Genomic DNA, 15,156 nt, shown 5'->3' with positions numbered 1-15,156 from the left:
TATTATTTTAAGTTGAGCAGGGCCATGCGGGCGTACAGCTCTGCAATGCAGGCCTCATCCAGCAGCCATTTGGGTTTGCCGGCTTCGTCACGCGCATCGACCCAGTTGTGGTTGAGCAGGCCGTAACGGTCGCGGTTATTCCAGGCATGATCTACCCTGGCAATGATGGCTTTCAGGTACTGCGGTTTTTTATCTACTTCGTACAGGGCGGCGTAGCCGCGGAACAGTACGGTGGCAAACCAGGGCAGGTCGCAAAACTCACTGCGCATGCCTTCTTGCGGTTTGCCGAAGTAGTGATACGCAGATTCCGCGGTTTGCCGGGCGTCTTGCAGGTACTTTTGCTGCCGGGTGAAGTGGTAGAGCATCACGGCGGCTTCCAGCATGGAGCCGGAGTTGTACGTGTAATACGTCGGGTTCACGATGCCGGTGGCGGTTTTAATATCGTTGGCGTACAAACCGGCGGAATCACGCAGGTGTTTGTTCATCCACTCATAATACCGGATGCCCTGCTGCAGGTAATACGGCTCTTTGGTGGCCTGGTACAGCTTGAGGGCGGCCAGGGTAGCCATGCCGTTGCTGCAGGCGGGCTTCTGGTCTTCATGCCCTTCCAGCCAGGTTACGCCGCCGCCCAGCACGTCCGTCCACCCGCTCATGATGAAGGTGAACACTTCCTTAGCCCTTGAAAGATACACCGGGTTATGGGTATTTTCGTAGGCTTCGATGTAGTCTATAGCTACAAGGCCGTTGTCGTCATAATACCGGTCTACCTTCTCGAACTTTGAGGGATAGGCCTGGTAACCGGCGGGATGACGTGTTGTATCCCGGTACTGGTACATGGCGGCCATGGAAGAGTCTACATACGGCTTGTACACGGCCTTTTTGCCGGGCAGCCGCATCATGATGCTGGAGGCGGTTACAATGCCGCTCAGCGGCCAGAGGTAGCTTACTTCTTTTGACTGCACGTTCCCGTCCTGCATATAGGTGAGGGAATCTTTATGCTGCTGCGGGTAATATTCTGAAAACAGCCCGTGCTGCGGTACGCGGTAGAGCGTCCACACCCGGTGAAACATTTCCGTAGCCCTGCGCTGGTACTCGGCTGCGGGCTGCACCTGCTGCGCGGCGGCGGTAAGGGCCATGCCGGCCAGTACCATGCTGAATAATATCCTTTTCATCATCTTCTATTCTTCGTTTTTCCAGATAGAGATCCTGGCGTAGATCTCTACCATACCAATATGCGTGAGCAGGGAATGATACCTGCCCAGGTCGGAACCAGACCAGTCTTCGTAAAACTGTTTGGTATCCGGCAGGCGGGCGTGCTGCCACGCGTAATCTACGTTAGCCACCAGTGTGTTGATGTAGGTGGCGGCGGTTGGGTCTGCCTTATGCAGCTCCAGGTAGCCGCGCAGCAGCACGGCGGTAAACCATGGGTCGTGCGGCGTAAAGAAGCGGCCCAGGCCAGACACCTGGCGGGTGAACACGTTGTAGGAGCCTTGGGCCCAGGTTTTAGCGTCCGTCAGGTAGGACTCCTCACCGGTTATCTTGTAGAGCAGCGCGGCGTTCTGAATCATGGCGCCGGAGTTGTACGTCCATTTGGCGTAGTTGATGCTGCCGTCTTTGATCCAGATGGAGTTCCAGAAGGTTTGGTCCGCGGGGTCCAGCATGTATTGTTTGACCCAGTTGTACCAGCGTTTGGCGGAAGTAAGATATACCTCGTTCTTGTCTTGCTGGTACAACTGCAGGGCCAGGGTGGCGGAAAGAGCGGTCACGTTGGTGGCCTTGATATAATTCGGATCGTCCGGGTTGTTGCGCACGCCTTCGTTCCAGTGCAGGCCGCCGCCTGCTTCGGGCGTTTCGCCGGAGGCGCAGAACTCGTAACAGATCCTGGCGTTCTGCAGCAGCTGCGCGTTGCCGGTTACCTGGTAGGCTTCCAGCATGTCTATACCGGTAATGGCGTTATCGTCATAAAACCGGTCTGCCAGGCCTTCGCTCACGGGCACGGACTGGTACGCGGCCGGCGTTCTGGACGCGTCCAGGTAGCCTTCCATACCGGCCAGGGTGCTGTTGTAGTAACCCTGGGCGGCTTCATCCGTATACCCCACCTGCTTCAGCAGCGTGGCGGCGGTGAACATGGCGGAGTACGGCCAGAGGTAGGCGTACTTCGGGTCTCCGGGCTGGGCGGGGAAACTCTCGCGCACGTAGTTGCTGCCACTGATGCCGTAGTTCTTGTATATATCTTCCAGCGCCTGGCGGGCTTTGAGCTTGTAGGTGAGCTGCACGGTGGCGGTATCTCCATCCACCTTCACCGGCACGTCTTCCCGCTCCTTGTAACACCCGGTAAGGGTGATGGCCGCGGCTGCTATGATTAAAAAGATCGATCTCATGTAAATGGCTTTAATGGTTCAGCAATTAATGCACGGTGAGCTGGTAGCTGTAATCTTCTTTGGCGCCCAGCTTCAGGGTAAAGTCTCCCGTTTTGCCGTCTGAGCCGGCGGGGTACTTGTACGTGTAATCCCACTGTGAATTATCTACCGGCACTACGCGGTAGTAAGCGGCGGGCGTGTTGGCATCGGGCGGCGTGGAGTTAGACTGGTTCACGCTGCCGTAATACATGGTGCCGGCCGTGCCGCCTGCGTCTGCGGTGAGGAACTGGAACTTGAAGCGGTCATCTTTCCAGCTGCCGAAATCAAAGTAAGCAATGGGTACGTTTTTGGCTTCCCAGGTGCCGTTGCCGGCGTAGGTGAGCTTGCCGATAGACCTGTTATACGCGGAGGCGAACACGCCTGCGTCTGTGATCTCGATCATTTCAGCGGCGGCGTTGGCAAAGTCGAGGCGGATGCGGTAGAGCTTTTCGCCGGTTTGCTGGTTCTCCCCTCCTTCCTGCATGCGGGTGCCCTGGATGGAATAAGTTACGGGCGTGCCGCTGTTGCGGTCTGCAAAGAAGAAGGCGCCGTCTTTCAGCTTGGTGAATACTTCAAACACACCGTCTGCACCCAGTTTCATGGGAGTGGCCTTGGCCAGGTCGGCACCGCCTTCAGAGGCCGCACCGGTAACGAATACGTTGGCGGGTATTTCCGTGAAGCCTGCGGGCCTTTCTATCACTATCACGCGGGAAGAGTCTGCCCGTTTTTCGTTGAGGCCTTTGCTGGCTATTACGGTCCACTGCAGGGAACCGCTGGTGGAGGGCTGGATGCCGGCCTTGCTGGCAATGCTGTTCAGCACCTTATGAGAGAGCGAAAGCGAGTTTTGCACGCCGTTGCCGTTGGAGGCCACGGTGTAGATGGGGCGCTGAAAATCCCCGCCCACGGTATCAAACGCTACTTCGTACATCACCAGGCTGCCGTCTTCCGCCCTGGCGGCGCTCCATTCAAAGTTCACCACGGCGCTGGTGGCAGGCTGCAGCTTGAAGTATTTGCCCACTTCGGGGTAATACAATTCCTTAACGGTGGAAATATTGCTGTTGATGGTCTTTTCCTTTTCGCAGGAAGTGAAGGTGCCGATAGCCACCAGTGCGGCTACGATGCTGTATATGTTGAATTTGAGAGTATGTTTCATGACAATGTCTTTTGATGATTTGTGGATATAGCTTATGATCACCAGCCGGTGTTGTTCGGCAGCAGGTTTTTATTCATGTCGATATCTGCCTGCGGTACGGGCCAGAGGTAATGTTTATTGGCGTCAAACACACGGCGGTCTACCACCAGGTGGCTGCCGCCTACCTTCATGCCGTAGAGCGTGCCGTTCATCACGGTCTCGGCTATCTTCCAGCGGCGGATGTCAAATACCCGCTGGCTTTCCAGGGCCATTTCGGTACGGCGCTCGCGGCGTACCAGGTCTGTGAGGCCCGTGTTGCCCAAACCGGCGTAGTTGGCAAAGTTGAGGGCGGCCGGGTCTGTAAAGCCTGCGCGTTCCCGGAGGGGGCGGATGGTGCTGTTCCAGGTGGCTTCATCCAGCTGGCCCTGCATGGCTTTTGCCTCGGCGTACATAAGCAGCACGTCTGCATAGCGGAGCAGGATGAGGTTGAGGCCGGAGTTGTTGTTGCCATCTGCCGTACGGTCGTAATACTTGCGGAAGTAATAGCCGGTTTTGGAAGCGTCTGCCTTGTCTACCGCATTGTCTCCCGTGCCGGGCGCGGTGCGGATCACCACGGTTTCCCCGCGTTTGGTGATGAAGGAAGAACCGTCATGTATGATGGTGGCTTCCAGCCGCGGGTCGCGGTTGGCGAAGGGGGCGTTCTCATTGTAGCCGGAACCGGTTTCGCGGATGCCCTTGCCGTTGGTCATTACAAAATCATCTACTAAAGATTGTGAAGGGGCCATGCCGCTGATGAGCACGCCTTCGCTGAAGGGGATGAAGAAGCGCTGCATGGACTGCGTTCTGTGTACGGGCACGTACTCCATGTTGAGGATCACTTCGCTGTTGTTCTCGTTCTCCGGCTGGAAGATGCCGGCAAAAGACGGGAACAGGGTGTAGGTGCCGTAAGTGCCTGCCATGATCTGTTCCAGCACGGTGGCGGCTTCGTTCCATTTGCTGTCATACAGCAGCACCTTGGCTTTCAGCGCGGCGGCGGCGCCCCTGGTGATGCGGCCCTTGTCTGCATCGGCGTATTCGGCCTTGAGGGGCAGGGCGCCGGTGATCTCGTCCAGCTCGGCCAGCACGTAGCTGATCACTTCGGCTTTGGCGGTGCGGGCGATGTTGAAGCTCTCTTCGTAAGAAATTTCATTCTTGATCAGCGGTACGTCTCCATACCAGTTCACCAGGTGGAAGTAGTGGAACGCGCGGATGAAACGGGCTTCTGCCTGGTAGCGGGCTTTCAGGGCGGCGTCCAGCTCAGGCACCTTGTCTATATTGGCCAGCAGGTTGTTCACGTTGCGGATGCCGCCATAATGAAAGGCCCACTCCCCTGCCACGCGGTTGGTACGGCCATCGTACGCGCCGGCGGCAATGCTTTGGGCGGCGCCGCCGTTTACGGAGCTGGAGCTGAAGGAATTATCGCTGAGACTTTCGTTGAAGAAATAATAATCGTCTGAATACATGCCTGCGTAAACGTTGTTGAGGCTTTGCTCCGCAGCGTCAGGCTTTTGCCAGAAGGTGAGGTCCGTATCCTGGTAAGAAGGGCCCAGATCGAGCTTCTTACATCCCACGGCTGCCATCAGCAGCGCCCCCATCACTATTGTACTATACTTTCTTATCCTCATAATAAGATCATTTAAACGTGGTTAAAAGTTGATGTCCAGCCCTACCGCCCATACTTTCTGAACCGGGTAAATGCGGCCGCTGGTGGCGCTGCTGAGCTGGTTCAGGTTGAGGGTATTGTTAAACTCCGTCAGCTCCGGGTCAAAGCCGTTCTTCATGCCGGTTACGGTCAGGAGGTTTTGCCCGGTGAGATATATCCTTACTTTCTGGATCTTGGCCCTGCTGGTGAGGCTGGCAGGCAGGGTATACCCTATCTGCGCGTTCTTCAGCCTGGCGTAAGCGCCGTTTTCCAGCCAGAAGGTGGAATTGGCGTTGTTGTTGACAGAGGCGGTGCCGATGGTGAGGCGGGGGTAATCCGCGTAGGGATTGTTGGGCGTCCACCGGTCTTTGTGCTGGGAATACACGTTGTCCCAGTTGTTGTGGAACGCCTCTACGCCTTCACCGCGCATGTACACGTTCCTTTTACCCACGCCCTGGATGAAGATGCTGGCGTCAAAGCCTTCCCAGGTAACGCCGTAGTTCAGCCCGAAGGTGAAGCGGGGGAAGGGATTGCCCATCACAAAGCGGTCGTTGTTATCAATCACGCCGTCTCCATTGCGGTCTACGTACTTGATGTCTCCGGGCTTCACTTCATTTACGAAGGCTGGCTTGGGACTGTTCTTGATATCTTCCAGGCTCTGGTAAAAACCTGCGGCCTGGTAGCCGTAGTAGGAGCTGATGGGGAAACCTTCTCGGTTAATATAAGTCACGTCTCCCTCCTGTATGAACGTTCTGCCCTTGAAGTCAACGATCTCGTTGAGGTTGTCTGCCAGGTTGGCGCCAATAGTGTGGTTGAAATCTCCGGTTTTGGCGCGGTAGTTCACGGCCACTTCAAAGCCCTGGTTCTTTATTTTACCGGCATTCTGGAAGGCGGGCGTAGCGCCGTAGAGGCCAGGAGCAGGCAGCTGCAGCAGGATGTTATCTGTGATCTTGTGGAAATAATCGTAGCTGATGGTCAGCCGGTTGTCCAGCATAGACAGGTCAAACCCGATGTTGGCGGAGTTGGCGGACTCCCAGGTGATCACCGGGTTGCCCACGGCAAAAGAAGTACCGGCCACGGGCAGGTTGTTGAAGCCGTACATGTTGCTCACAGTGGTGTACACGTTGAGGTAACCGTAGTTGGAAATGATCTGCTGGTTACCCAGCTGGCCCCAGGAGCCGCGCAGCTTCAGGTCTCCCACTTTCTGGCGCACCGTTTCCATGAACGGCTCGTCCGTTATACGCCAGGCGGCGGAGAAAGACGGGAAGAAAGCGCCGCGGTTGCCTTTGGCAAAGCGGCTGGAAGCATCGTACCGGAAGTTGAACTCGAAATAGTATTTGTTATTGTAAGCGTAGTTCAGGCGGCCGAACACGGAGTTGAGCGCCCACTGGTCTATACGGGTATCGTACGTGTCGTTAAACCCGGTGAGGGTTTGCGTGCCGGTGGTGGAATCTCCGGTGTTGTTGTCTACGTTGAGACGGCGGGTTTGACGGTACTCGTTCTTCCACCCTTCTGTAGCGTAACCCAGGAGGCCTTTTACTTCGTGTACTTTATTGAAGGTCTGATCGTAGTTGAGCAGCGCCTGGAAGTTGTCTTGTATGCTGCGGGAATGATTCACCGTTCTGCTGCTCTGGTTGTCTGAGCCGGAATAGGGTGCGTAGTCAATAGAGCGGCGGAACTCGTCCATATTGTTCACGCGGATGTCTGCCCCGTACACCACTTTGGCGGAGAGGTGTTTGGTGAGGGCATATTCCGCGTTGGCCATGTAGTTATAGCTATCGTTGTTATACAGCCTGCGGCCGCCCTGCTCCAGCTGCGCCAGCGGGTTGTTGGAAGCGGTGGGCGCCAGGAAGTAATGGCCTGCTGTGTCTTTTATGGGATAGATAGTGGGAATGCGGATGGCGGTAGACACCAGCCAGTCTGAATAATAGGCATGCTCCCGTATCTTTTGTTTGGCATAGGCAAAGTTACCGCCCAGCTTCAATTTGCCCAGCTGCGTGCTGAGGTTAGCGCGGCCGTTATACCGCTGGTAGCCGTAATTGGGCCCGCGGTACAGGCTGTTCTGGTCCATGTAGCCGCCAGACAATAGGTAGGATACCTTACCAACTGCGCCGGTAACGCCCAGGTTGTGGTTGTGCTGCAATACGGCGGGGCGCATCACTTCGTCCATCCACCATTTTTCAGAGCCTTTGGCGCCCTGCTGGCGGATCTGCTCCGGGCTGAACTGCGCGGTTTGGCCGGAGTTCACGAGCGCTTCGTTCTTCAGCTGCATGTACTCCACGCCGCTTACCGGCTTGATCAGGAAGGTAGGCTGCTGCGCGCCGGCAAAACCGTTGTAGGTAATACGCGGCACTTTGTTGAGCCTGCCTTTTTTAGTGGTAACGAGAATAACGCCATTGGCCGCGCGGGAGCCGTAAATGGCGGAGGAAGCGGCGTCTTTCAGCACGCTGATGCTCTCAATATCATTCGGGTTGATGAGCTCCAGTGAGCCGGGCACACCGTCTACCAGCACCAGCGGGCTGGAGTTGTTCACGGTGCTCACGCCACGCACGTTGATGTTCATGGCGGCGCCGGGCTCCGTAGCGTTCTGCTGGATGATGAGGTTGGGCGCCGCGCCTTGCAGGGCCTGCACGGCGTTGGCCACGGGCTTGCCTTCCAGCTCTTTGGCCGTTACCACGCTTACCGCGCCAGTGAGGCTGGTGCGCTTCTGCGTGCCGTAGCCTACCACCACTACGTCAGTGAGCGTGCTGCTGGCTACGCTGAGGGATACGTTCAGCGGGCCGCTGGCGGGAATGGCCACCTCCTGCGTGGCGTAGCCAATGGAGGAGAATACCAGCAGCTGGTTGCTGCCGGCGGGAATGTTGAGGGAAAAGGTACCTTCGGCAGACGTGGCCGTGCCGGTGCCGGTGCCTTTCAGAGAAACGGATACGCCCGGTATAGGCTGTTTGGAGGCGCTGTCTGTAACGCGGCCGGTAACGGTGCGCGGCTGCTGGGCGTAAGCGCCGCCGGCCATGGCGAGAAACAGCAGCAGTGCCATCAATGGCCGGCCGTTCTTCCGGAAGAGCCGCTCTGCGATAACGTGACAATAAGCGAACATAGGCTTAATTTTTTTTGATCAGTGGAATGTGTGGTTTTTATATCTCATGCTTCGCTGCATTAATACGCGGCGGGTTTGTCTGACAGTTCGTACTCCAGCTTTCCGCCCCGCGTCAGCTGCTCAAAGGGAATGGCGTTGCGCTTGAGCTTTTTGCCGTTGAACGTGGGCCGGTGCACGTAGATATTGCCGGCGCTGTTGTTACGCGTTACAATCTCCAGCTTGTCACCTTTGTAGTATTTCTTATTCAATTGGATCTCTACTTTGTCGAAAATGGAAGAGCCGATCTGCATCTCCGGTTTGGCCGCTGCGCCGCCCTGCACGTCAAACAGACCGATGGCGCTCAGCACGTACCAGGCGCCCAGCTGGCCCTGGTCTTCATCCTGCCCGTAGCCATACCCGTGAATGCCTTCCGTACCATAAAACTCGTTGCAGATGGCGCGCACCCACTTTTGCGTAAGGTGCGGCTTGCCGGAGTAGTTGAACATCCAGGGCATTTGCAGGCAGGGCTGGTTGCCATGGTTATACGGCGCGCTCAGGCCGGAGAAGGCATCTATGGTAGTGCCGCCGCCGAAGGTGGTTTTCTGCGCGGCAGTGAAAATGCTGTCCAGCCGCTTGTTGAACTCCGCCTTGCCCATTTTGGCAATGAGGCCAGCGGGATCGTGCGGTACGTAGAAAGAATATTGCCCCGCGTTGCCTTCCTGGAAACCGCGCCAGGGCTCCGTGGGTTTGAAGTTGTCTACAAAGCTGCCATCGGCGCGGCGGGGGCGCATGTATTTGGTAGACGGGTCAAAAATGTTCTGCCAGCTTTTGGAGAGTTTCAAGAGGGTGTTGTAATCTTCCTTCTTGCCCAGCTTTTTGGCCCATTGGGCTACGGCGTAGGCGCTGAAGGAGTATTCCAGCGTATGGGAGCCGGAGAAGCACCACTCGCCGGGCGCCGGGTCTACGTGGTCTACATAGCCGTATTTACGGAAGCGCTCCACATCGTCTTTGCCCGCGCCTTCAGGCCTGTTCTCATAGCCTATCTCGTTCTTGAGGGATGCGGCATAGGCCTTGGCCACGTCAAAATCGCGGATGCCATAGTTGTACGCACCGGCCATCACCAGGCTCACAAAGTTGGTACCCACGCCGGATACGTATTTGCTGGAAGCAATACCGTCTCCCAGCCAGCCGGCGTCGTTATACACCAGCAGCTGGCTGCTTACGAAGTCTGAGTAATATTCAGGGTAAGCGAGGGCCCAGAGGGGCGTCAGGTTCCAGAATGCGCCCCAAACGGCGTCTGTGTTGTAGTGATTGTGAACAGGAACGCCCTGTGCGTTGAGGGGTATCTGCCCCACCCCGCCGGTGTTTTTAGGATAAGCGCCGTTCACGTCGCTGGCCAGGCCGCGGCCCAGCACGGCATGGTACAGGCCGGTGTAGAATTTGGTGAGGTCTGCTGTAGTGCCGCCGGTGACGGTGATGCGGCCCAGGTAGTTGTTCCACTTTTGGTGAGACTGCTGCCTGGCCTGCTCAAAGCTCATGTTGGCGGCCTCCGCCTTCATGTTGAGGCGGGCGTTCTCTATAGATGTATAAGAAAGGCCCAGGCGCACGGTAACGGCTTCCTGGTCTTTGGTGTTAAAGGTGAGGTACAGCCCTGCGCCTTGGCCGCTGATGTCTGTAGCGCCGGGCGTTTGCGTTTCACCACGGAAGGTGCCCACGGCGGAGGGTTGTTTGTCTACCACGGCGGAAAAGTACATGGCAACCTCTGCGCCTTTCTGGTATTTCTGTACATAGGCGGGCAGGGTGATCACGTAACCTTCAATGCGGCCATCAGGCGCCTGGTATACGCGGGCGTCTTTCACTTCGCCGCTTTCTCCCTGCTTGTTGCCGATGTCAAACAAAATATGTGAATCAGCGCCGGCAGGGAAGGTAAAGCGCTGAAAAGCTACCCGCTCGGTAGCAGTTACTTCTGCCTTGATGCCGTACCGTTTCAGCAGCACGGAGTAATAACCTGCGGTGGCTTTTTCCTGCTCACGGTCAAAGGCGGAACGGTAGCCGGAGAGAGAATCTTCCAACTGGCCGGGCACGGTAACCAGTTGCCCTTTGGTAGGCATCAGCGATACGCCGCCCACCTGGAACTCGTGAAAATTGGGGAACCCTTCAATAGAGGTGTGCCGGTAATCATACCCCACCGCTTCCCAACCGTTGGGGTTGCCGTAATGCCCGTTGGTAGACGGCCCCGGCTTTGCCATCCCGAACGGCGAAGCGCCGGGCGCAAAGTGGAACCAGCGGCAATGCGCCGTACCTATCAACGGATCTACGTAGCTAACCCAATCTTTCTTTTCCTGCGCACTGAGCGATGCTGTAACCAGCAGCAACAACCAGAGCATCCAATTTTCCTTTCTCATACCTAAATTGTTTTGTGGTGATGATAACTGCCCGGGAACAAGCGTTACCGGGCAGTTTCAGTTTTTATTTTACAAAGGCCTTTACCACTTTGGCGGTTGTTTTGCCTTCGTTGATGATCTTGTAAGACCCCGCTGCGGCAGGTACCGCGAAGGTTTCAGCATAGCTGTACCGCTGGCGGAAGCCGTTGGCGGTCTCTACCACTACAGACTCCCCTTCTACCAGCATCAGCACGTGGCATTTGCCGTTGGTATCTACCGTCATGTTTTTCGCAAACTCCATCCGGTGCACATCATAAAAATGTTCCGCATGGGTAGGCGCGTGCACCAGCTGCCAGTCTTCCCCTTTCTCGATCACCTGCTGTTTGGAGATCAGTTCCTCCTGTACTTTTGCGCCCTTGCGGCTGAAGTCCAGGTTATTGAAAGCATGGTCTATATTGATGGGACGGGGCTTCCCGTTGAGGTCAAGCCTTACCCAGTCATACATCTTGAACGTAAAAATGTAAGGCGTGGCGCTGATTTCCAGTACCAGGTTGTCTTTCCCGGAGCTGTGCACGGTGCCGTTGGGGATGAGGAAAAAATCGTGCTTGTGGGCGTCAAATACCTGCACGTACTTTTCAACGTCAATGGCCGTGTTGGTAGCTACGCTATCTTCCAGCGCCTGGCGGAAAGCCGCCGGGTCAATGCTTTCCTGGAAGCCCAGGTATACTTTGGCGCCGGGCTTGCAGTCCAGCATGTAATAGGTTTCATCTTGCGTGATGGTTTCCCCGAACTGCTCCTGGATGTATTGCACGCGGGGATGGCACTGGATGGAGAGGTTGCCGCCGTCAAAGGTGTCCAGGAAATCGAACCGGATGGGGAAGTCTATGCCGAAGCGTTGTTCATCCTGCCCCAGCACGTCTTTGGCGTGTTTCATCATCAGCCAGTCAAACGCAATTTCCAGCAGGTGGCCGTCGCTTTCAAACACCAGCCCGTTTTCCGGCACTATCATTTCGAAAGACCAGGCGTAGTTCACTTCTTCTTTGTTCAGGCCGGGAATCTTTTTCTTCATCCAGTCTCCGCCCCAGGCGCCGGCCTCAAACCAGGGCCGTACGCGGAAAGCGTTCCGGGAGAGGTATTGCAGCCCTTCGCTGATGGCCGCATGGGTGGCCCAGGAGATCTTGTCTTTCCACTGGCCGTCTGCTATCACCTCTATGCGGGACAGAATTTGTTGTTTGTGCGCATTGAGCAGCACCCAGTCTACAAAGTAGAAACGTTTGTAGGTTTCCTGGTTATCGTCCCACGCCTGCTTGCCCAGGTTGTTGGCCGTACGGGCGCGCATGCGGTATTGCAATTCGTTTTTAGGCAGGTCTATGTACACTACCGGCGCATTGAGCCCGGTGAGCGCCGCGCCTACGCCGATCACCAGCGTAATGCCTTCCGCGGCGGGCTGTACATTGCGCAGCTTTTCTTTGTCAAAAAGATCTTCCAGGGTAATGGTGGCCCTTCTGCCCCACACGGTACCTTTTTCTCCCAGGAAAGGCGCTACCAGTGCTTCTATTTCGGTGGAAGGCTTCATGAGGGTGGAAGTGCATACCACGGTTACGGCTACGCCCGCAGCCTCCAGCTCCCGCTGCAGGGAGCCGGCTATATACTCCCAGTCGTTACCAATATATCCGTCTATCAAAATAACATTCCGGCCGGTCATCCATTTAGCAAGGCTGGCATATCCGTTCCGGATCTTGCCTGCTCCCAATTGGGCAAAGGGGTACATATCGTACGCACCTGCCGCGGGAGGCTGTTTCTCTGCCGTGGTGGCCGGCATCAGGGGTTGGGTTGTTTTTCTCCAATTCATGATGGTGTTCATTTTCTATCGCGCATTATTGTTGGTAACGAGTATCGATTTACAGATCCACGCCGCGCCGGAGAGCGCTGAGTTCTCCCCGCGGTTGGAAATATGTACGGTGGTGTTGATATTGTTTTGCTGCAGGCAGGCCTGCAGGGCAGGTAAAAAGTAAGGGTGCGCCTTGCGGATGTTGCCGCCTATTACCAGCCGCTCTGCGGCAAAGTCTTTCAGCCAGGGCGCCAGCACTTCTCCCAGTGAATGGCCCATTTCTGCAAACAGCGCCAGCGCTATGGCATCCTGCTGTTCCGCCAGGTCTGCTATGTTCTTCACTTCATTCAGACGCTGGCCGGTGCGCTGCTGGTATTCGTTGAGCAGCCAGCGGGAAGAGATGTAATCTTCCGCAATGCCAGCTTTGTAAGGCAGGTGATAGATATATCCTTCAGGCGGTATGCCTTTGCCTTCATGCAGAATAATATTGTTGTGCAGGAAAGTGCCGCCCAGGCCGGTGCCCAGCGTAACGGCCACCATGCGGCTGCAGCCTGCTCCCTCCCCCGCCCATGCTTCTCCCAGGGCAAAGCAAGACGCATCGTTCTCGAAATAAATGCCGCCGTCAAAGCTTAAAGACGCCTTCAGCGCGGCCCTGATATTCATGCCGTAGAGGGACTCATATTTCGCTACGCCTTTGATCAGTGAGATGCCCTCCGGGTAGTCAAACGGCCCCGGCATGGCAATGCCGATGGCGGCTACTTCTCCATTAGCGGCGGTGAGCACATGACCGATGGCTTTCGTCCACCGCGTGAGAATATCTCTTGCGTCCGCACCCGCGTTTACCGGCTCCTTGTACTTGGAACTGTCTGCCACCGCACCATTGGCCAGATCTACCAGGGCGGCGGTAATATGTGAACCACCTATATCCGCACCGATCACATAGTTATTGTTCATATGTTTGAACATATTAAAAATGAAGAAAAAAATATCCTTTTCCTGCACGGAGCAAAAAAAGGAGATCACATAAAAGATCAGCTTTCTGACCTTATCTCAATGGAATAAGTGAACTTGTCTGACCTGTAATAACCGATGTTGTATTCAATAGGCCTGTCTCCCGGGTCATACACAAAGCGTTCCCTGAAGAGCACGGGGCACTTCTGGTCTACCTGCAGCTTCTTTGCCACATTGCCGGCCATGAGGGCGCTGATGTGCTCGCTGGAGCGCACCACAATGATGTCAAATTTTTCAGACAGCAGCTGGTATAACGGACGGTTGAGATCGTCACTTTCTGTAAGGGTGATACGTGGATGGAAGTAACTTTCAAAGTAAACGATGGGCTCGCCATCTACCCCTTTGAGTTTGCTGAGTTTGCAGATAGACGTGTGGAGCGGGATGTTGAAAAAGCCGGCCATCTTTTCATCTGCCTTCACCCTTTCCAGCGTGAGCAGCAGGTTGGAAGTAATGATACCGCGCTTGGACATCTCCTTGGTAAAGCTCTGCCAGTCTTGCAGGCTGGTAGACAGCTGCCGCTGCGCCACCTTGGTGCCCACCCCCTTCTTCCGGGCCAGCAAGCCTTCATATTCCAGCTTGTTGGTGGCCTGGCGGATGGTGTTCCTGGAAACGCCCAGCCGGTTGGCCAGTTCCACCTCTTTGGGCAGGAAAGAGCCGTTCTGGTACTCCGGCTGGCTGATCAGCTTCCGGAGCAGCTCTTCCACCTGGATGTGGAGCGGCAGTTTACTCTTATGGTCTATCTTCAAACTCATGTATGAATGTTCAAACATACTAAAGTTTGGAACATAAACCAATCTTTTCCAAAAAAAATTTCCAAGGGGCGCCGGTCTTAATTTTTGCGGAGGTCTGTGGGCCGGGAATGGGTAAAAGCATAAAAAGTATTGCTGAAGGAGCCGATGGAGTCATACCCTACTTCAAAAGCAATGTCTGTAATGGGCATGTTGGTTTTTACGATCATTTCAATGGCCTTCACCATCCGCAGCGTTTTTAAATACTGCAGGAAAGAAATGTGCAGGTGAGACTGGAAGAGCCTTGACATGGAACGCTCGCTCATATTGAAACGGGCGCTCAGTGTTTTCAGGTTAACGGGTTCACCGATGTTCTTTTCCAGGTATTTAATAATAGGCTGCATGCGCTCGTCTTCCGTAATGGGCAATACAATGGGCAAGGCGCTGTTGTTCAGCTGCGGCAGCAGTTTTTTGAGAGATACCAGGAACTCGAAGTTGTAGCTCTTCTGGTTGATGTGTTTGCCGTCCCACCGCTCGGTATAGTTGATCATCTGTATCAGCAGCTCGCTGGCGGGGTAAATGCCCAGCTGGTCATAAAAAGGATGGCCGGCATCATCTGTGGCGTAAAAGTAAAGAGAGCGTAGCACGGTGGCTGAATGGCCGATGCGCAACACATGGGGCATTCCCTTCGGTATCCAGAAGTAGTGGCGGGCGGGCACTACATAGGTCTTGAAGTGAATGGTAATATAGGCAATGCCACCTTCTACATAACTCAACTGCCCTTTGCGGTGGGTATGCAGGGGAATGAGCTTCTCAGATTTTTCATGCATAACAAAAACAGACCGTGGCTGTTTGTCTATATCCGGCAATGATGCTATTAATCCCATAATGCTGTTGCGCTGCAAAGTTATCTA

Annotated in this window: 10 protein-coding genes; all 10 read right to left on the bottom strand. The window is 55.4% G+C overall.

The genetic code is table 11. From position 1 onward, the window contains the following. Positions 1-2: 2 nt before the first annotated feature. Positions 3-1,172, bottom strand: a complete 1,170-nt coding sequence (locus tag ABDW36_RS21425) for a glycoside hydrolase family 76 protein (protein ID WP_343703973.1) — start codon at positions 1,170-1,172, stop codon at positions 3-5. A gap of 6 nt (positions 1,173-1,178) precedes the next feature. Beyond that, positions 1,179-2,381, bottom strand: coding sequence for a glycoside hydrolase family 76 protein (locus ABDW36_RS21420; protein WP_343703972.1), 1,203 nt, complete (start codon positions 2,379-2,381; stop codon positions 1,179-1,181). A gap of 25 nt (positions 2,382-2,406) precedes the next feature. Beyond that, positions 2,407-3,552 (bottom strand): SusE domain-containing protein, encoded by a 1,146-nt coding sequence (locus ABDW36_RS21415; protein ID WP_343703971.1) that lies wholly within the window; start codon positions 3,550-3,552, stop codon positions 2,407-2,409. Positions 3,553-3,590: 38 nt separating this feature from the next. Continuing rightward, complete coding sequence (locus tag ABDW36_RS21410) at positions 3,591-5,195, bottom strand: RagB/SusD family nutrient uptake outer membrane protein (RefSeq protein ID WP_343703970.1); 1,605 nt, start codon at positions 5,193-5,195, stop codon at positions 3,591-3,593. Between the two features lie 21 nt (positions 5,196-5,216). Next, the gene (locus tag ABDW36_RS21405; RefSeq protein ID WP_343703969.1) at positions 5,217-8,309 is read right to left on the bottom strand and encodes a TonB-dependent receptor; all 3,093 of its coding nucleotides are present in this window, start codon (positions 8,307-8,309) and stop codon (positions 5,217-5,219) included. Positions 8,310-8,368: 59 nt separating this feature from the next. Further along, on the bottom strand, positions 8,369-10,693 hold the full coding sequence (locus ABDW36_RS21400) for a GH92 family glycosyl hydrolase (RefSeq protein WP_343703968.1): 2,325 nt from the start codon (positions 10,691-10,693) through the stop codon (positions 8,369-8,371). Positions 10,694-10,757: 64 nt separating this feature from the next. After that, the gene (locus tag ABDW36_RS21395) at positions 10,758-12,524 is read right to left on the bottom strand and encodes a class I mannose-6-phosphate isomerase (RefSeq protein WP_343703967.1); all 1,767 of its coding nucleotides are present in this window, start codon (positions 12,522-12,524) and stop codon (positions 10,758-10,760) included. A gap of 15 nt (positions 12,525-12,539) precedes the next feature. Then, entirely contained in the window at positions 12,540-13,457 is a 918-nt protein-coding gene (locus ABDW36_RS21390; protein WP_343703966.1) for an ROK family protein, read from the bottom strand. Between the two features lie 77 nt (positions 13,458-13,534). After that, positions 13,535-14,266: a GntR family transcriptional regulator gene (locus tag ABDW36_RS21385; RefSeq protein WP_343703965.1), complete on the bottom strand. Its 732-nt coding sequence runs from the start codon at positions 14,264-14,266 to the stop codon at positions 13,535-13,537. A gap of 77 nt (positions 14,267-14,343) precedes the next feature. Beyond that, positions 14,344-15,129, bottom strand: coding sequence for an AraC family transcriptional regulator (locus tag ABDW36_RS21380; RefSeq protein ID WP_343703964.1), 786 nt, complete (start codon positions 15,127-15,129; stop codon positions 14,344-14,346). Positions 15,130-15,156: the final 27 nt, after the last annotated feature.

Source organism: Chitinophaga sp., from assembly GCF_039596455.1.
GTDB lineage: Bacteria > Bacteroidota > Bacteroidia > Chitinophagales > Chitinophagaceae > Chitinophaga.
This window is presented reverse-complemented; position numbering and strand designations above follow the sequence as displayed.

Bases quoted from the DNA above. Each gene is read 5' to 3' on its own strand.
- ABDW36_RS21385 (WP_343703965.1), bottom strand. From the start codon at position 14,266: ATGAGTTTGAAGATAGACCATAAGAGTAAACTGCCGCTCCACATCCAG.
- ABDW36_RS21380 (WP_343703964.1), bottom strand. From the start codon at position 15,129: ATGGGATTAATAGCATCATTGCCGGATATAGACAAACAGCCACGGTCT.
- ABDW36_RS21410 (WP_343703970.1), bottom strand. From the start codon at position 5,195: ATGAGGATAAGAAAGTATAGTACAATAGTGATGGGGGCGCTGCTGATG.
- ABDW36_RS21415 (WP_343703971.1), bottom strand. From the start codon at position 3,552: ATGAAACATACTCTCAAATTCAACATATACAGCATCGTAGCCGCACTG.
- ABDW36_RS21390 (WP_343703966.1), bottom strand. From the start codon at position 13,457: ATGAACAATAACTATGTGATCGGTGCGGATATAGGTGGTTCACATATT.
- ABDW36_RS21420 (WP_343703972.1), bottom strand. From the start codon at position 2,381: ATGAGATCGATCTTTTTAATCATAGCAGCCGCGGCCATCACCCTTACC.
- ABDW36_RS21395 (WP_343703967.1), bottom strand. From the start codon at position 12,524: ATGAATTGGAGAAAAACAACCCAACCCCTGATGCCGGCCACCACGGCA.
- ABDW36_RS21405 (WP_343703969.1), bottom strand. From the start codon at position 8,309: ATGTTCGCTTATTGTCACGTTATCGCAGAGCGGCTCTTCCGGAAGAAC.
- ABDW36_RS21400 (WP_343703968.1), bottom strand. From the start codon at position 10,693: ATGAGAAAGGAAAATTGGATGCTCTGGTTGTTGCTGCTGGTTACAGCA.
- ABDW36_RS21425 (WP_343703973.1), bottom strand. From the start codon at position 1,172: ATGAAAAGGATATTATTCAGCATGGTACTGGCCGGCATGGCCCTTACC.